Origin of the sequence: Haliscomenobacter sp., from assembly GCF_033763495.1 — a bacterium.
Lineage (GTDB): Bacteria > Bacteroidota > Bacteroidia > Chitinophagales > Saprospiraceae > Haliscomenobacter.
Map to the genome: position 1 here is coordinate 20012 of NZ_JANRKL010000203.1, position 18165 is coordinate 38176.

Below are 18165 nucleotides of genomic sequence, written 5' to 3' on the forward strand. Positions count from 1 at the left end.
GCGTCGCGTTCATACAGTACATTTCAACATTTTATGCGATAATTTTGCTGATAAATCAAAAACAAACAGAAATAAAAAAAATGTCGGTTTTTTGGAAACCTTCATCGACCCTTTTTTGTCTTTTGTCCAGAAACTTAAAAAACTTTGGAAACTTTTAAACCATTTCGAGTTTCCAAAGTTTTTAAGTTGTATCTTTGCTGCGATATGGAAACAAAAGAAAATAAGGACACGAGGAAGCAGATCATGCGCAGAGCTGAGTCACTCTTTATGCGTTACGGCATCAAGAGTGTGAGCATGGATGACATTGCCCGCGAGCTTGGTATCTCCAAAAAAACCTTGTACCAGTTTTTTGAAAATAAAGAGGACCTGATCCTCAAAACGATTGAGAGTCACTTGCAAGATGAGATGTGTGACATGGAATTGATCACTAGTCATGCCAGCAACGCATTACAGGAAATCATGTTGCTTGCCCGGCACGTCATCGGCCAATTTCAAGAGCTTACCCCAAGTGTGGTTTATGACCTCAAAAAATACTACCCCGAAGCCTGGAACATGATCGACCATATGCAACGTGACCATGTGTACAAGTCCATCCTGGATAACCTGAAACGAGGCGTTGCAGAAGGAGATTACCGGAGCGACCTCAACACCGAAATTATGGCTCGCCTGCACGTAGGTAGCCTGTATTTGCCAATTGATCAGTCACTTTTTCCGATTCGGGAATTTCAACCCGATCAGGTTTTTAAAGAATACATCTATCACTTTGTGCGGGGGGTAGCCTCCGAGCAAGGTTTGAGTAAGATCAAAGAATACCTCCGGGAAAAACAAAGTACCGGAAGTGCCAACTTTTAATCAAAACATTTGAATAACCCAAACACCCACCGACACCGTGGGCTGATCCATGATATTTAAACTGATTGTTATGAGTTATTATGACGGATTTCTAAATGTACTGCGCCTGAAAGGGATGCTGCTGGGCACTTTGTTGCTGAGCACCCTCCTCCCGGCTCAGAGTACCCTTTCAGTGAAAGAAAGTGTTCAGTTTGCCTTAAAAAACAGCCCTACGCTGCAAAAAGCCAAACTGGATACCCGCAAATCACTGGAGCAAATACGCGAATACAAAAGCACGGGATTGCCACAAGTAAATGCCAGCGTTGGCTTTACGTACAACGCGAAATTGCCAACGCAATTGATTCCCAACTTTTTCCAGGGTAAACCAGATGAATTGGTTCCCGTGCAGTTTGGTACGGACCTGAACACCACCGCTGGTGCCGAAGTCAACCAGCTGTTGTACAGCCAGCAATACTGGGTCGGCATCAAAGCCATTAAAGCTGTAGGTAACTTCAATCAAACCGTAGAATTAAAAACGGAAGAAGAAGTGGCCTACAATGTGGTGAAGTTGTATTACCAGGTTCAGACCATTTACAAGCAGCGCGATTTGATCGTAGCCAACCTCGAGCAAATCAATGGTTTGCTCAAAGCAACTGATCTGCAATACAAAAATGGCCTGGCCAAAAAGCTGGACGTCGACCAATTGCGTGTCAATCAAATCACCCTGCAAACACAATTGCAAAACCTCGAGCTGAACTACCAGCAAGGCCTGCAAGCCCTGAAGTTCGCCATGAGTATGCCGCAGGAAACGCAGTTGACCCTTAGTGATACACTCAGCGAGATTGTGATGCCCAATGCAGATCCTACTTATTTAGAGCCCAGCTACCAAAACAAGCTGGATCTCACCCTGCTGGATCAACAAACCACTCTGCAACAACTCAATGCCGATCAATTGCGGGCTACTTCCTGGCCAACCTTGCGGGCTTTTGGTAACTACAACTTCCAGGGCCAGGGCAATGGCTTTGGAGAGTTGGGCAAAAACCAGAACTGGTTCAGTTTTTCTGCCATCGGGCTCAATGTGAGCATTCCCATCTTCGATGGTTTTTACCGCAAAAGTAAGGTCGAACAAATCAAAATCGACATGTTGAAAATTGCCGAAGACCGCAAACAAACCATGCAGTCGCTGCAATTGCAACACAGCCAGGCCAAGCAACAATTGCTTAGTTACTGGAACACCCTGACCGCCCTGCGCGAAAACCGAAAAGTTGCCGAAGAAGTATATGCAGTGACCCAAAAGCGCTACAAAGAAGGTATTGCCAACGTGACCGAAGTATTGGTAGCCGAAAAGACCATGCGTGAAGTGCAATCCAACTTCCTGGGTAACCTGCTACAATACCAACTCGCTAAAGTGGACCTGGATTACGCCAATGGCAAAATCCGTGAAATGTACAAATAATCGACGCGGGCTACCCAGCTAGCGGGATTGATTCCTGATAACCCTTTTATCAAACACAATACAATGAAAAATATCATTCGCATCCTCATCGCCTTGCTTGTAATCGGTGGCCTCGCCGCAGTTACTGCCTGGAAACTGGGGAAAAATAAAGAAAAAATTGAAGCCGACGGTAAACTGACCCAGGTGCGCAATACCGAAATTCCGGTAAAAGTAACCACCATGGGCACTCAGAATATTCAGGGTGGCTTTGAAATCAATGGTACTTTCCAGCCCATCAAACAGTTGACGGTAATGAGTGAGGCTCAGGGCCGGATCACTCAGTTGAATGTGAAAGATGGTAGCTTCGTCAGCGAAGGCGCAGTGATTTTAGCGGTAGACAATGACCTGCTGGAAAATCAACTCGAACTGGCTCGGGTCAACCTCAAAAAGGCTGAAAACGATGTAACTCGCCTGAAAAACCTGCTTGGCGACGGTGGCGTCACTCAACAGCAAGTAGATGATGCCCAAAATGGCATTGACAACATCAAAGCCAACATCAAAAACCTGGAGAAACAAATCAGCATGACTTATGTCAAAGCACCCATTTCCGGTACTGTTTCTGGCAAAACAATTGAAAAAGGTGCTTTCCTGGCCCCTGCCATGAAAATCATGGACATCATCGATGTACGTCGTCTCAAAATGGCTGCTTATCTGACCGACGATGAAGTACTTCAGGTGAAAAAAGGCCAGCGAGTGGAATTGCGTACGGATGTATACCCAAATAAAGCTTTCGTTGGTGTGGTTAACCTGATCGATGTAAAAGCAGACAACGCCCAACGTTTTTTGGTGGAGATTGAACTGGATAACCCCGCTTCTACTCCCTTGAAAGCAGGGATGGACGGTGTAGCCGAATTCAACACAGGCCGCTCGGTTTCCATTTTAGCCCTGCCTCGCGAGTGTATCGTAGGTAGCGCCCGCGATGCCAAGGTATTTGTAGTGGAAAACGGAGTCGCCAAATTGCGCCCCATCCAGCTTGGTAACATCTACGGAGATTACGCTGCCGTACTTTCTGGCTTGAAGGCTGGTGAAGTGGTGGTAAGTTCCGGCCAGATCAACCTGGAGAATGACATGAAGGTGAGGGTTGAAAAATAATTAATCGTTGTAGAGACGCACGGCTGTGCGTCTCACGGCTGTAAGACGAACAGCCGTGCGTCTCTACGAAATCAAAAAAAATGACACTAACCGAAATCGCCATCAAACGGCCCTCGCTCATCATCGTATTTTTTGCGGTGTTGACCTTCCTAGGGTTAGTTTCCTACTCCTACTTGAGCTACGAGCTCATCCCCAAATTCAATGCCCCGATTGTATTGGTAAGTACCATTTATCCTGGTGCTTCCCCATCGGAGGTTGAAAACTCGCTGACCAAACCCCTTGAAGATGCCGTGTCCGGGGTTGAAAAAATTGTTTCTGTCCGTTCAACTTCTTTTGAAGGTTTGTCTTCAATTGTGATTGAATTCAAGGATGGAGTCAATACGGACATTGCGCTTCAGGATGTGCAGCGCAAAATCAATGCGGTTAAGTCCACGTTGCCCGAAGATGCCAAAGATCCAGCCTTGGGGAAATTTAGCTCGGATGATTTCCCCATCATGAGTATTGCGGTAAATACCAATTTGCCACAGGCCCAACAGTATGATTTGATCAAACAAAGAATCAAACCTGCTTTGTCGCAGGTAGATGGTGTTGGCCAGGTCAACTTGATTGGTGGACAAGAGCGGGAAATCAAAGTGCAGATCAATCGCCAAAAGCTGGAAAGCCAGGGTTTGTCTTTGCTCAATCTGGTAACGGCCATCCAGTCAGCTAACCTGGAATTTCCTACGGGTAAAGTAAAGTCTGAAAACGAACAAATTACTGTTCGTCTGGCCGGAAAATTCCTCTCACTTGACGACATCAATGACGTAACCGTGGGGGTTTCCAATACGGGCACCTTGATCAAAGTACGCGACGTAGCAGATGTATCCGACAACCTGAAAGAAATGGTGGACCTTTCGCGCCTCAACAGCAAATCAGCGATTGGGATGACCGTCCTCAAACAACCAGATGCCAATGCGGTGACCATGTCAGATGGCATCAAGGCAAAAATGGCCAGTTTGGAGGAAACCTTCAAAAAGGAAAACCTGAAGTTCAACATTGCCAATGACTCGACCGACTTTACCCGCGACGCGGTAGATGCGGTAATGCACGACATTGGTTTGGCGATCTTGTTGGTAGCCTTGGTGATGTTGGTGTTCTTGCACAGTTTGCGCAACTCCTTGATCGTCATGGTAGCCATTCCAGCTTCCTTGGTTTCTACTTTCATCGGTATGTACCTGATGGGCTTTACCCTCAACCTGATGACCCTTTTGGCCATGTCTTTGGTGATTGGTATCCTGGTGGACGACTCGATTGTGGTACTGGAAAACATCTACCGCCACCTGGAAATGGGCAAAAATCGCCGACAAGCGGCGGCGGATGGCCGGAATGAAATTGGATTTACCGCTCTGGCGATCACGCTGGTGGACGTAGTGGTGTTCTTCCCCATTACCCTGGCTGGTGGCATCGTAGGCAACATTATGGGCCAGTTTGCCTGGGTCGTGGTATTCTCTACCTTGATGTCGCTGCTGGTGTCCTTTACCATTACCCCGATGTTGGCTTCACGGGTGGCCAAAGTGACTGTGCTGAATCCTAAAAACCCTGGGCACCTGCTGCTCATTGGTTTTGAGCGCTTTTTGACCTGGATGACGGATAAATATGCCGATTTGTTGAAATGGGTACTTCGGCACTGGGTTACCAGTATAGTGATTGTCGCTGCGGCATTTGGTTTGCTGATCGCCTCATTTAGCCTGATTAGCCGTGGGTACATCGGCGCAGCCTTTATCTCCCAAAGTGACGCAGGGCAGTTCATCATCAAAGTAGAATTGCCCAAGGATGGTACTTTGAAAGAGACCAACCTGGCTGTCAATAAAGTAGAAGAATATCTGGCTAAAAAACCGGAGATCACCGATATTTTCAGCACCATTGGCCGTACCTCCGGGGTTTTGAGTGGACAAGCCACGCCTTATTTGGCGGAGGTCAACGTGAAAATGATTCCCAAAGAGGAACGTACAATGCGGGCCGACGTGTACGCACAATTGGTACGCAACGAATTGGAAGCAGCCCTACCAGGGGTGAAAGTACAAACGGTACAAGTAAGCTTCTTTGGTGGAGCTGATGAAGCACCGCTGCAAATCATCGTAGGCGCTACCAAATTGGAAGACGCGATGAAATACGCCCAGAAGGTGCTCGGTTTTTACAAGGAAGTACCTGGTACTCTGGCGCCAGAACTTTCGGTAGAAGAAGGTAGCCCCGAAATCAAGGTAGACATCGACCGCCAGCGGATGGCCGAGCTCGGGCTCAACATCCAAACGGTGGGCGCAACCATGCAAACGGCATTCAGTGGCAACACCAATGCCAAATACCGCGACGGCGCTTACGAATACGACATCAATATCGCGATGGATGAATTCGACCGCAAGAACATCGACGATGTATCCCAAGTTGGATTTGTGAACCCAGCTGGGGAACTCATCCGCCTGGAGCAATTTGCCCGGATTTATCAAACTACGGGACCTTCCATGCTGGAACGCAAAGACCGGGCAGCTTCGGTGACCGTTAAGTCCTTCGTTTTGGGTCGTCCTTCGGGTACCATCGGAGCAGAGATTCAAGCCAAAATGGCCCAGGATCCTCCTCCTCCAGGCATTACCATTTCGTATGAAGGTGACCTCAAAAACCAATCAGAAGGATTTGGTAGTTTGTTGATTGCCATGGCTGCTGCCTTGTTGTTCATGTACCTGATCATGGTGGCCTTGTACGACAACTGGGTGTACCCGATGGTGGTGATGTTCTCAATCCCTGTGGCAATGGTAGGGGCTTTGTTGGCCATGGCACTGACCATGCAAACCCTGGACATTTTTGCCATGTTGGGGATGATCATGTTGATTGGTTTGGTGGCCAAAAACGCCATCCTGCTGGTTGACTTTACCAACCAAATGAAAGCGGAAGGTCACCATTACAAGGAAGCGCTGGTTATGGCGGGTCGCACTCGTTTGCGTCCGATCCTCATGACCACCATCGCGATGGTGGCAGGTATGCTCCCGATTGCGCTTGCGAAAGGTGCTGGTGCGGAATGGAAAAACGCCCTGGCCTGGGCCTTGGTGGGTGGTTTGACCAGTTCCATGTTGCTGACCCTGGTGGTGATTCCTGCGATCTATTCCATCGTGGACCGGATTGGTTTGTTTTTCACCCGCAAAAACAAGGGTGGTGGCAATCCACCAGAGCCTAGTCACAAAGTGGAAGTGCTGGATTCTGAGTTGATTGCGTAGGTTTTACCCAAACGAATACAAACAATAGGCCTAGGGCCAATAAAAAAGCCCCGCTTTGTGGATACAGAGCGGGGCTTTTATTTTTTAATCTATTCTAACTTTTTCCCTAAAATTGTGCTTTCACCCCAACACCTTCACTTTCGCCTCTCCTGAAGAAATCACCGGCACAATCTCAAAATCCGCCAAATCCTCCCATTTCGCAATCCAGCTTTTTAACAATTCCAGCGATTCACTTTCCATCACCTGGTAACAAATACTGACGTCTTCGTTGATCCAACTGTGGAGGTAATTTACACCTTCGGGCAACATCCGACCTTTTTCGTCGAAGCGTTGGTACAGCGCTTTAATGGTTTCGGGGCGGAAATGTTCAATGATGACATAGGTGCGCATTTGGGTAAGGTTTATTTTGGATAAAGTTGGAGTGCTTGTTGCAGAATGGACTCGATGGTTTCCAGTGGTAAATCTTCTTCGGGATCAAAGAGCATAATTTTCATCCGGGAGCGTTTTTCCTGGAGCAAAAAAGGCTGCTCAAAATGTTTGCCTTCCACAATTCCGAGGTAAGGCTGTCCGATTTTTTTGTGTACCCAAAGATAACAAAACATCTTGCCTCGGAAACAAAAGAAGGGCATGCCGTATTTCCATGCTGCGCTGATTTCCGGGTTTTGTCGAAGGATGATTTCCCGCAAAGCCAACAGACAACTTTTGATTGGCTCTTCACGATCGAGGTAAAAATGATCCATCTTTTCCATCCGGGTATTTTGAATTGATTGTTCGGCAAAAATATCAAAAGCAGATTACATAAAACAGATTATTGTATTTTTAAAACAAAAAACTGGCGCAATCACCCCCTTATCTTGTCGGGTTCATCACACACAGTCTCATTTAAAACAATTTATCTTTGTTCTGTAGATAAAATGAAAAATAATGGAGTCGATTGTTTTGGACAAAGCAATAGCCGTTTGTTGTGTGACCGCCAGCTCATTTCCTGATGGAGTGCTGGCCGCTTTTCAAACCTTGCATGGGAAGCTTGATCACAAAGAAAAGCGCCAACATTTCGGCATCTCCCACGGCCTGCCCGATGGAGGGATTCATTACCTGGCAGCAGCTACAGAGCTAAATCCAAGTGAAGCAGAAACACTGGGGCTAGATCGTTTTACCATTCAAAAAGGGTCTTATCTTGGAGTTACGATTCCGGATTACCTGAAAGACCTGGGGGAAATTGGTCGAACTTTTCATCGGCTGTTACAAAACCCCAATCTTGATCCCGAAGGCTATTGTCTGGAAATTTATTCCGGAAAGGATGTGCAATGTTTGGTTAAACTGAAAAATGAAGATCAAAATGGCTAAAACCAACTACCAATCCGTCGACGAGTACATTGGAATGCAAGCCGTCGACCAACAAGCAGCATTGGAAGAATTGCGCCAATTCATCCGTAGTCAAATCCCCCCAACTGCGCAGGAAGGCATTAGTTACCAAATCCCCATGTACAAATACCAGGGCAGTTTGGTTGGTTTTGCCAGTTATGAAAAGCATTACAGTTTTGTCACTGCCAATGCCTCGACTTTGGAGCAGTTTCGGGCGGAGCTGAAGGGGTACAAATTTTCCCCTTCTGCGATCCAGTTGCCTTACGGTAAGCCCTTACCAACGGAGCTTTTAGGGCGTATCATTCAACAACGCATAGTAGAGAATGAAGGATTGGCAACAAAGAAAAAGCAGAAATAGGTTTACGTTTTATGCCTTTTTTTCAAAAACCATACACATTCCTGCCATGTCGTAAGTTGTGCCGTATATGGTAACTGGTGGCTCAGTTTCCTGCTGGGTTTGGATCAATTCAAACCCACATTCCCCAAAAATGCGTTGGATTTCTTCCGCACCCCTTAGTTTGAAAAGAGGGGTGACAAAAGGTAGTTTTTCCATAATCTCCTTAGTCCGAATGCCTACATACAACCTGGCGCCAGGCTTCATCACCCGCCCAATCTCCTGCAAATGGGTAAAGGGTTTGTTCCAGAAATAAATCACATTGATGCAAAACACCGCATCAAAAAGGCCAGCAGAGTAAGGCAATTGATCACTGCTGCCCATTTGTACCTCAAGCAGCCCTTGACGAATCAAATCTGCATTGTTTTTGCGGGCTGCTTTGACCATGGCAGCGGAATAGTCGATCCCGTGGAGTTTGAGTCCTTCTGCTTTTTGGGAGACTTCTTTAAAAAAATGGCCATTGCCAAAACCTATTTCGAGCACTTGATTGCCGGGCTGTAGTTGCAGGTGTTGCAAAACCAGTTTGTACAAGCTGCGGTTGCTTTCGTTCATGCGCTCCCCAATGGTTTTGGCAAATGCCCCATGTGGCTTGCACAATTGTTGGGCAATGAATTCGGGCGTTGGAGTGGGCTTGAATTTTTGGAGGAGCTTTTTTAGGAATTGGAGCATTGATGATGGCTTTAGGGAAAATTATTCATGCGAAGTTCCTATTTTTATTTTATTTTTGAAAAAAATCCAAACAAAAATATGAACTTCCATATTCTCAATGGCGATAGTCTGGCCCAAACCTTTGCCCAAAGCAATATCCCAGGACACTGCATCATCTGCCGTGAATGCCTGATCGACGGCCCTGCCCAGGCTGCTGATCTGGACAATTTTTGGTCCATCCGCGCCAATTTCATCGCCCAGGGTTATGGCGAAGCCCGTGAGAAATATTACGATAAGGTAGTGAAAGAATTGGATCAAATTCAGCGCCTGCCTGAGGAAGCCGAAATCAACCTGTGGTTTGAAGACGACTTATTTTGCCAAAGCAACCTGTGGTTTATGCTGGCACTGCTCGTCAATGCCAGTCCCCAGCTCAAAATATACCGGGTTTTCCCCATGGAACCAACACTGGATCATTGGAACGGTTTTGGGCAAGCTGATGCGGCCAGTTTGGAACAAGCTTATGCCCAACGAGTACAGTTTCACCAAACCGACCTCGAATTGGGCCTGGCCTTGTGGGAGGCATTTCGCAGCAAAGACTTGAAACAATTACAAACCTTATCCCATCAGCCTTCCGCCTGTTTCAATCGGCTACCGGAAGTTGTTCAGGCCCACATCGATCGTTTTGCACCACAAGGGCAATTGGGTCGCCCCGAGCGCTTGATTGTCGAGATTTTGCAGGGTAATCCGGAGGATTTTACTGCGGTTTTTAAAGCTTTTTGGCAAAAAGCGGGGGTGTATGGGTTCGGGGATGTGCAGGTGAAGGGGATGTATGAAAGGGTGTTGGGGATGGAAGAATTGATTTGAGAAAATGTTGTAATTTTGCCTTATGAAAAACCTACCCATTGGCATTCAAACGCTGACCCAAATCCGGGAGAAGAATTGCGTTTATGTGGATAAGACTCAGTTGGTACACCAGCTGGTGAGTCAGGGTAAGTATTATTTTCTGGCGCGCCCACGCCGTTTTGGCAAATCCCTGCTGATTTCTACCCTCAAAGAATTATTTGAAGGCAACAAAGCCGTGTTTGAAGGGCTTTGGATTGAACCACAATGGGATTGGGGGAAAGTTTCCCCGGTGCTCCACCTTTCTTTTGATGCGATGGGGTATGATGCTGTGGGGTTAGAAAATTCACTTTTATATGAACTTAAGCGTTGGGCTGAGCATTATAAGGTCCAGTTTACTGCATCAAATTATAAAACTCAGTTTAAAGAATTAATTCAGCAAGTAGCAGCCACTCACGGCAAAATTGTGCTCCTCATTGACGAATACGACAAACCCATCATCGACTACTTGGAGCGCAGCACCATGGATCGGGCCAAGGCCAATCGGGACATTTTAAGGGAATTTTACGGCGTTTTGAAAAGTGCCGATGAGCAACTGGAGCTGGTTTTCATCACAGGCATTTCCAAATTTGCCAAAGTGTCCATCTTCTCACACCTGAATAATTTAGATGACATCACGCTCGACCGCAACTACGCCACACTTACTGGCTATACCCAGCAAGAGTTGGAAATTTTCTTCGACGAGCATTTAAGCGCAGCGGAAAAAACCTTGAATCTTTCGCGTGAGGCCTTGCTCGAAAACATGCGCATTTGGTACAATGGTTACAGTTGGGATGGGGTGCACCGCTTGTACAACCCCTTTGGTACCCTCAATTTTTTGTCCAAAAAACAGTTTTTCAATTTCTGGTTCGCCACAGGCAGCCCCCGTTTTTTGGTCGATCAAATGCGCAAACAGGCCTGGTACAACGTGGAAAATGCAGTGGTGAGCAACATCGTCTTTGAGCGCTACGATCTGGATAATATTGAACTGATTCCCTTGCTGTTTCAAACCGGATACCTGACCGTAAAAGAAGCCGACGTGATGACCGGGGACTTGGTGGTGGATTACCCCAACAAAGAGGTACGCGAAAGCATGTACCAATTCCTCATCGATGATTTGGCCCAAAACCCCCATCGCACACATACCGGGCGGACCATCAAAGACCTCCAGCAAGCTCTGCTTGCCCAGGATTTGGCCCAAGTACAAACCATTCTCAATTCCATTTTAGCCGATTTGCCCTCTGAAACCTTCCAAAAACAATCCGAAGGTTTGTACCACGGCCTGGTGCACCTCATCTTCAACTACCTCGGCATGTTTATGGACAGTGAGGTGCATTCGGCCCAAGGCCGCGCCGATGCCATCGTACAAACACCAACGAACGTGTACATTTTTGAATTCAAATTCAACAAGTCTGCACAAGCAGCCATTGAGCAAATCAAACAGCGCAATTATGCCGCGAAATACCGGGCGGGGAATAAGGTGATTACGGGGATTGGGGTGAATTTTAATGCAAAAGAGAAGGGGATTGATGGGTGGTTGGAAGTGGAGTTGTGACTACAGATGTTCCTTTATTTAGGATGACAAAGCTTTCCAAAAAACAATCTTATCCTCACCAGCGGCATAAAATTCGCGAATACGCGCTTCCTGGGCATAGCCATTATTGAAATAAAAAGCTCTCGTGCGTTCAAAAGAAGGTAATCCAGATGTCTCTACCAGCAAAATTCTTTCCCCTCGTTCTTTCAAAAATTGTTCTATAAAGGCCATCAAGGACTTGCCAATAGCTTTGCCCTGGTAATCTGCATGTACAGCAATCAGGTACAGATTATAGGTGCCACTGGTCAGCCGCTCCGGGGCAAAGTAAGCTACAGCGACTGGCTCTTTCTCCACATAGGTGAACCAGAACTCAGTAGTGTTGTCTTCATCAAAATAGCTGGCAATCATGTCATCTAGGAATTCTGATGGGAATAAACCACTGGTATCGATTACGGCTTTCAATGCGGGTAAATCGTCGTACAAAACCTTACGAATGTTGGAATTTGGTGGTAGCTGATTCATGTTTTTACCTTGTGTTTAGAATTAATGTGTTTACTCCATTGCGGGATCAAAGGTAAAATCAGTAAATGACCTAATCTTGTACGATTCGGCTATTGTAAACGGCGGAAGGCTTTAAGCCAAAAAAGCCCTTGAATCTTCGACTAAAATGAGCAGGGTCATAAAAACCAGCAGCCAGAGCGGCTTCCTGGAGATCAGTCCCATTTTGTAGGCTAATTTCGATGGCCAATTTTAGCCTAACCCATGAAATGTACTTTTGAATGGGAAGCCCCATCTTTTCCTTAAATAAGTGCGAAAGCCTACTTGCCGAAATGTGAGTATGTTTGGCCAGCATGGGCAGCAATAATTTGTCCTGGTTGATGTGAGCAAGGATGAATGCGATACATTTTATGATCCTTTCATCCTGTACTGGCTCATCAATGATTAAGTCTTCGACGATGGAATCAAAGGTCTTAACTTCATTTCTACTCCATTCCTCCCAAGTGAATACCGTTTTATCAGTGATTTCTGTCCCCAATACCTTTAAAATACTTGTAAAACTGATGTATAATGGTTCAATCAACATCAATGCACATCGGCAGGACTTGCCATCGAAAGCATGTACTGTGTTTGCTTGGATGACTGCCATCGTTAGTTGTGAATAACTTGTATCCTTGGTAGTTATAGCAAAATGGCCCTCCAGTGCCCGAATGATTTCAATGGCCGGATGAGCATGAAATCCAGTACTCAGACCGGATTCTTCGAAGCAATAGATGCCTTTTTGGGTATCAAAACGTTCAACTTTCACAGGTATAACTTTGTACAATTTTGATTTTTGTCAAACCCTGATTTAGAATCGCCACCTTCAGCGTTTATCTTCTTTTGACAATAGCTCGTTCAACGGCCGATAAGTTTCTGTCCGTTCAATCACTTCTTCAAAAAAATCCTCTCCCCTCCAAAATACCTTGTAGGCACGAGCATTTTCCCTGGCGCTGATGATTCTATATTGATCATCCAACATTTCGATGGCGCAACAATCTTCCAGTGCTATGGCAACTATGCCATAAGTTTTTCTCATCATTTTTTTTAAATCAGGCTTTCTATCGGCTTCGCTATCGTAATGGGGACAATGCAAGGCTTGAATCAAATTCAATCCTGTAACTTTGATTAAACCAGCTTCAGGATTATTGAATTTTCTTGAATCTGAATTGCCGTATTTGAACCAGCAAATTGATCCGGCACTAAGCCCACACAAAACCTTGCCTTGTGCATAGGCTGCTCGCAGCAATACATCTACACCCGCTTTTTTCCACACTTTCATCATGCGAAAAGTATTCCCACCACCAACGTAGATGATGTCTGCATTGGATATTTTCTCAGCGATTGTTTCTTTGGTGGGTTTCTCACTGATCAAATATAAAACATCACAGTTGCAACCAAGCTGGGAGAAATGTTCATTCAATTGATCAAAATAGGAAGTTGAGTCTCCACTCGCCGTTGGCAAAAACAACAAATTGGGCTTGCTTTTTTTAGAAAGCTCCACGATCCTTTTATGGATGATGGTATTGTCTTCAAAGGTCTCTCCACCGCCAATGGCTACAATTGTTTTCATGTTTGAATTTAGAATTTGTCAGCAACCAAATTATTCTGTTGTATACATTTTATCCTAGTAAAAATAAAACTACAGTTTCATAATTACTTGGTTAAATTCAAATCAAGCAAAAACCTTCTCCCCCCAATAGGGTCATTTTCCTCACCCCCTGCCACTTCCCTGCCTTTATTTTTTCGGCTTTTCCGACTAAACGCTTACATTTAAATCAATTTCAACAATCAATCCAAGGTTATGCGAATGTTTATCCCCATTCTGGCACTCATTACCCTGACCAGTTCCGCCCTTTGGGCACAAAAAGACAAAAAAGTACCACCCCCCGCGGCGGCTCCCGCCAAAACGGAAAAACCAACCGTACACCAATCCTCCACCTACAGTGCTTTGTCCTTGCGGAGCATTGGCCCGGCGGTCACTTCTGGGCGGGTCAGCGATTTTGCGGTCAATCCACGCAATCAGGCAGAGTATTATGTAGCTACGTCCTCCGGCGGCGTTTGGAAAACCAACAACGCAGGTACCACCTGGGTTCCCATTTTTGATGGCCAGGGCTCCTACTCCATCGGCTGTGTCGCGCTTGATCCAAGTAATGCCGCAACAGTATGGGTCGGCAGCGGCGAAAACAACAACCAACGGGCAGTCTCCTACGGCGACGGCGTATACAAAAGTGAAAACGGCGGCAAAACCTGGCGCAACATGGGCCTGAAAAACTCCGAACACATTGCCAATGTCGTCGTTGACCCCAGCAATTCCAATATCGTCTATGTAGCGGCCTATGGCCCGGTGTGGAGCGATGGTGGCGAGCGTGGCGTGTACAAAAGCACCGATGGCGGCGAAACCTGGACCAACGTCAAGTCGGTCAGTGCCTATACCGGATGCAGCAACCTGATCATGGATCCACGCAATCCCCAGGTGTTGTATGCCGCCTTCCACCAACGCCAGCGCAAGGTGTACACCTACATCGGTGGCGGCCCCGAGTCGGCATTGTACAAAACCACCGACGGCGGCGCAACATGGAAAAAACTGGATGGCCTGCCCGGCGGCGATGTTGGCCGGATCGGCATCGACCTCTCCCCTGCTAACCCTGATTACGTATATGCCGTAGTTGAAGCCTCCGAAGGCAAAGGCGGCGTGTACCGCTCCACCGACCGGGGCGCGAGTTGGGAAAAAATGAGCGGGGTCTTTACCAGCGGCAACTACTACCAGGAACTCACCTGCGACCCACGCAATGTAGACCGCATTTTCATTACCGATACCTATTACAAAGTGAGCGATGACGGCGGCAAAACCGTGCGCAACCTTGGCGAAATCAACAAGCACATCGACAACCACTGCATCTGGATCGACCCCAGTAACACCAATCACCTGCGCGTGGGTTGTGACGGTGGCATTTACGAAAGCTGGGATTTTGCTAAAAGCTGGGAGTTCAAACACAACCTGCCCGTTACTCAGTTTTACAAAGTGGCTACCGACAATGGCCTGCCCTTTTACCACGTGCACGGCGGAACCCAGGATAATCTCAGCCTCGGTGGCCCCAGCCGCACTACCAGCGACAACGGCATCACCAACGCCGACTGGTACGTGACCAGCACGGGCGACGGCTTCGAAACCCAGGTAGATCAAACCAACCCCGACATCATTTACGCCCAAAGCCAATACGGCGGGCTTTCCCGCTTCGACCGCAAGAGTGGCCAATCCGTGTTCATCAAACCCCTCGAAGGCGAAAACGAACCCGCCTTGCGCTGGAATTGGGATGCTCCGCTGACCATCAGCAACTTCTCCTCGACTCGCCTGTATTTTGGAGCCAATAAGGTTTTCCGCACCGACGACCGGGGCAATAGTTGGAAGGTCATCAGTCCAGATCTGACGCGGGGCATCGACCGCAACAAGCTCGAAATCATGGGCAAGATTTGGAGTGTGGATGCCCTTGCCAAAAACGGCTCGACCGACATTTACGGCCAAACGACCAGCATCGCCGAAAGTGCACAGGATCAAAACATCCTTTGGGTCGGAACCGACGATGGCCTGCTGTGGATGACTCGCGACGGCGGCACAAATTGGGAAAAAATGGACAAGCTGCCCGGTGTACCCGAAAACAGCTACGTGCACCAGGTGATCGCTTCCCGTCACGACAAAAACAGCGCTTACGTCTGCTTCAACCACCACCGTTACGGCGACTTCAAACCCTACCTGCTCAAAACCAGTGATGGCGGCAAAACCTGGAAGTCCATCAGCGCCACTTTGCCCGAGCGGGGCAGCGTGTACAGCATTGCGGAGGATCATATCGATCCCAATTTGTTGTTTTGTGGCACCGAGTTTGGCCTGTTTTTCACCCAAAATGGCGGCGAGACCTGGGTGCAACTCAAGTCCGGCCTGCCCACCATTGCAGTGCGCGACCTGGAAATCCAGCGCCGGGAGAACGACCTGGTCCTGGCTACTTTTGGACGTGGGTTCTACATCCTGGACGATTACTCGCCTCTGCGCAACCTCAAACCGGAGACTTTTGACCAGGCGGCGACCATTTTCCCAATCAAGGATGCCTTAATGTTTATCCCCAATATGCCGCTGGGGCTTCGGGATAAAGGCCACCTGGGCAGCAGTTATTACGCTACACCAAACCCACCTGTAGGTGCCGTATTCACCTATTGGCTGAAAGAGGACATCAAAACCTTGAAGGCCAAAAGGCAAGAAGCTGAAAAGGCCAAATATGATAAAAAAGAACCCGTGTATTATCCCGATATCGAGGCACTGCGCAAGGAAGACGAGCAACCCGAGCCCTACCTCTTGTTTACCATCACGGATGCGGATGGGGATGTGGTGCGGCACCTCAAAGCACCAGCGAGCAAAGGTTTGAAGCGCATCGTTTGGGATTTCCGGCACAATACTACCGCTCCGGTTTTGGGCCGTTACAAGCCTGCTCCCGACCAGTTGTTCGGTGGTGAAGAAACGGGGCAATTGGCCTTGCCGGGTACTTACAGCGTCAGCCTCAGCAAGTATGAAGATGGGGTGTTAACGACCATCGCCGGGCCAGTCAAATTCAATTGTAAAGCGCTGAACAACGTCACGCTGCCTGCCACTGACTTACCTGCTTATGCCGATTTTGTGGCCAAAGTGGCCAGTCTGCGCAAGGCCCTCAGCGCGACGAATTACATCCGGGGCGAGTTGAGTGGCCAGATGAGCGCGATTCAGACGGCGATCCAGGAAATGCCCGCTCCGCCGCAGGATTTGTTGAAAAAGGCTTATGACTTACAACGTCGATTGAATGCCGTGACCTTACAATTGAACGGGGACGCTACTCGTGGGCGCCGGGAATTTGAAGCGCCTTCTTCGATCAATGATCGTTTGGGCTACGCGCAAGGGGTGATGTGGAGTACTACTTCGGCACCTACACAAACGGCCATTGACAATTACAATATTGCTGCGAAGCAGTTTAAGCCAGCGCTGAATGAATTAAAAGCCATTGCTGGGGAAGTAACGGAATTGGGGAAACAGTTGGATGTGAAGGGTGCGCCGGCTACGCCGGGGAGATGGCCGAGTGGTTGGGAGTAGCGTTGGAGCTCCAGGGTTGGTGATACCTTAATCCTGGAGCTTTGCCTACTTTTATGGAGTTTGACCCAATGATTATGAAAAATATTGAGTCAATTTAGGCTATTTCAGGCCGACGACCTGCGGCAGATCCGCCAAACGTCTGTAGAAATTGCGTAGAATAGTGAATTAAAGGTGACGCGCACCGCAACCCAATCCCCAATAGCTAATACCTATATCCAACTCTATTTTCAGATCGTATTTGCTGTGAAAAACCATGATGCACTCATTAGCAAAATATGGCAAGAAAAAATGTATGGCTACTTTATCATTTGCCATTATAACACATTACCCTTCCTTCAACTGACTCAATACATTTTCCAGATTAAACATCCTCCCCGTCAAAGTTTTGATTTTTCCTCCCGTTTTGTCTACAAGAACTAAAGAAGGCAAAGCGTCGGTTTGGTATTCCTTTTTAAACCGCATATAGTCTTGATAAACCTGGCTATTCATTACCAACCCGCCTCCTGGAAGGTCAACCAAAAATAAAATTAGGTGTTCCTCAGCGTATTGCCTAAACTCAGGGGTTGCCAGCACATTTTTGTCCATTTTTTTACAAGGTGCGCACCACTCGCTCCCCGTCAAAATGATCAATATTTTTTTGTTTTCTTTTTCAGCCTGTTCTTTTGCCTGGCTCCAATCCTTAATCATTTTTATTTCTTGCGCAAAACCTAGGAGTGGAATGGCCAGAAGGAGCAGTAAAGTTAAGGTCTGTTTCTGTTTCATTTTTGGCGTTTTAGTCTCTATCGGACGATGAAACATAAATAGTACATTCAAACGCAGCTTTTTTATGTTTAGTTAACGATCTTTTATGGCAAATGGCCTATTTCATAAAAAAATTCCCCTAACTGCCCCCAACTAATCACTCCAAAAACAAATCCTCCAGCGTCAACACCGTTTCCACTAAGCCCGAACTATGTATGCTTCGATTCAAAGAATGTGCAGTCAATGGCTTAATAATCAACATTTTAAGAGTTGTATATGCTCAAAAAAATA

16 protein-coding genes are annotated in these 18165 nt (G+C 47.1%); 9 read left to right on the plus strand and 7 right to left on the minus strand.

Annotation, left to right across the window (positions count from 1 at the left end; all coding sequences use genetic code 11):
- Positions 1–243 precede the first annotated feature (243 nt).
- The 4 genes from SFV55_RS23520 to SFV55_RS23535 all read left to right on the plus strand — a co-directional run bounded on the left by SFV55_RS23520 (position 244) and on the right by SFV55_RS23535 (position 6663).
- Positions 244–852, plus strand: coding sequence for a TetR/AcrR family transcriptional regulator (locus SFV55_RS23520; protein ID WP_320032012.1), 609 nt, complete (start codon positions 244–246; stop codon positions 850–852).
- Between the two features lie 70 nt (positions 853–922).
- Entirely contained in the window at positions 923–2287 is a 1365-nt protein-coding gene (locus SFV55_RS23525; RefSeq protein ID WP_320032013.1) for a TolC family protein, read from the plus strand.
- Between the two features lie 63 nt (positions 2288–2350).
- Entirely contained in the window at positions 2351–3418 is a 1068-nt protein-coding gene (locus tag SFV55_RS23530; RefSeq protein WP_320032014.1) for an efflux RND transporter periplasmic adaptor subunit, read from the plus strand.
- Between the two features lie 80 nt (positions 3419–3498).
- Positions 3499–6663 (plus strand): efflux RND transporter permease subunit, encoded by a 3165-nt coding sequence (locus SFV55_RS23535; RefSeq protein ID WP_320032015.1) that lies wholly within the window; start codon positions 3499–3501, stop codon positions 6661–6663.
- A 120-nt stretch (positions 6664–6783) separates the two neighbouring features.
- Here the strand turns inward: SFV55_RS23535 and SFV55_RS23540 are convergent, their stop codons facing one another.
- Positions 6784–7053, minus strand: a complete 270-nt coding sequence (locus tag SFV55_RS23540; protein WP_320032016.1) for a DUF3303 domain-containing protein — start codon at positions 7051–7053, stop codon at positions 6784–6786.
- Positions 7054–7064: 11 nt separating this feature from the next.
- The gene (locus tag SFV55_RS23545) at positions 7065–7412 is read right to left on the minus strand and encodes a DUF1801 domain-containing protein (RefSeq protein WP_320032017.1); all 348 of its coding nucleotides are present in this window, start codon (positions 7410–7412) and stop codon (positions 7065–7067) included.
- A gap of 175 nt (positions 7413–7587) precedes the next feature.
- Between SFV55_RS23545 and SFV55_RS23550 the strand changes: the two genes are divergently transcribed.
- Together SFV55_RS23550 and SFV55_RS23555 are read left to right on the plus strand one after the other, a co-directional pair.
- Positions 7588–8010 (plus strand): hypothetical protein, encoded by a 423-nt coding sequence (locus SFV55_RS23550; RefSeq protein WP_320032018.1) that lies wholly within the window; start codon positions 7588–7590, stop codon positions 8008–8010.
- Positions 8003–8386, plus strand: a complete 384-nt coding sequence (locus SFV55_RS23555; RefSeq protein WP_320032019.1) for an iron chaperone — start codon at positions 8003–8005, stop codon at positions 8384–8386. Before SFV55_RS23550 ends, SFV55_RS23555 begins: the two co-directional genes overlap by 8 nt.
- Positions 8387–8395: 9 nt before the next feature.
- Here the strand turns inward: SFV55_RS23555 and SFV55_RS23560 are convergent, their stop codons facing one another.
- Complete coding sequence (locus SFV55_RS23560) at positions 8396–9091, minus strand: class I SAM-dependent methyltransferase (RefSeq protein ID WP_320032020.1); 696 nt, start codon at positions 9089–9091, stop codon at positions 8396–8398.
- A gap of 78 nt (positions 9092–9169) precedes the next feature.
- Here SFV55_RS23560 and SFV55_RS23565 point away from each other — a divergent pair, with 78 nt between their 5' ends.
- The gene (locus SFV55_RS23565; protein WP_320032021.1) at positions 9170–9934 is read left to right on the plus strand and encodes a DUF1835 domain-containing protein; all 765 of its coding nucleotides are present in this window, start codon (positions 9170–9172) and stop codon (positions 9932–9934) included.
- A gap of 22 nt (positions 9935–9956) precedes the next feature.
- The gene (locus SFV55_RS23570; protein WP_320032022.1) at positions 9957–11504 is read left to right on the plus strand and encodes an ATP-binding protein; all 1548 of its coding nucleotides are present in this window, start codon (positions 9957–9959) and stop codon (positions 11502–11504) included.
- Between the two features lie 18 nt (positions 11505–11522).
- Here the strand turns inward: SFV55_RS23570 and SFV55_RS23575 are convergent, their stop codons facing one another.
- The 3 genes from SFV55_RS23575 to SFV55_RS23585 form a co-directional block, all read right to left on the minus strand.
- Positions 11523–12005 carry a GNAT family N-acetyltransferase gene (locus SFV55_RS23575; RefSeq protein WP_320032023.1) on the minus strand — a complete coding sequence of 161 codons (483 nt, stop codon included), beginning with the start codon at positions 12003–12005 and terminating at the stop codon, positions 11523–11525.
- 70 nt (positions 12006–12075) lie between these two features.
- Complete coding sequence (locus SFV55_RS23580) at positions 12076–12789, minus strand: AraC family transcriptional regulator (protein ID WP_320032024.1); 714 nt, start codon at positions 12787–12789, stop codon at positions 12076–12078.
- Between the two features lie 57 nt (positions 12790–12846).
- Complete coding sequence (locus SFV55_RS23585; RefSeq protein ID WP_320032025.1) at positions 12847–13593, minus strand: peptidase E; 747 nt, start codon at positions 13591–13593, stop codon at positions 12847–12849.
- A 231-nt stretch (positions 13594–13824) separates the two neighbouring features.
- Between SFV55_RS23585 and SFV55_RS23590 the strand changes: the two genes are divergently transcribed.
- Positions 13825–17133, plus strand: a complete 3309-nt coding sequence (locus tag SFV55_RS23590; protein WP_320032026.1) for a VPS10 domain-containing protein — start codon at positions 13825–13827, stop codon at positions 17131–17133.
- Between the two features lie 324 nt (positions 17134–17457).
- On the opposite strand, the gene SFV55_RS23595 is transcribed toward SFV55_RS23590, so the two are convergent.
- On the minus strand, positions 17458–17895 hold the full coding sequence (locus SFV55_RS23595) for a thioredoxin family protein (RefSeq protein WP_320032027.1): 438 nt from the start codon (positions 17893–17895) through the stop codon (positions 17458–17460).
- Between the last annotated feature and the right edge of the window lie 270 nt (positions 17896–18165).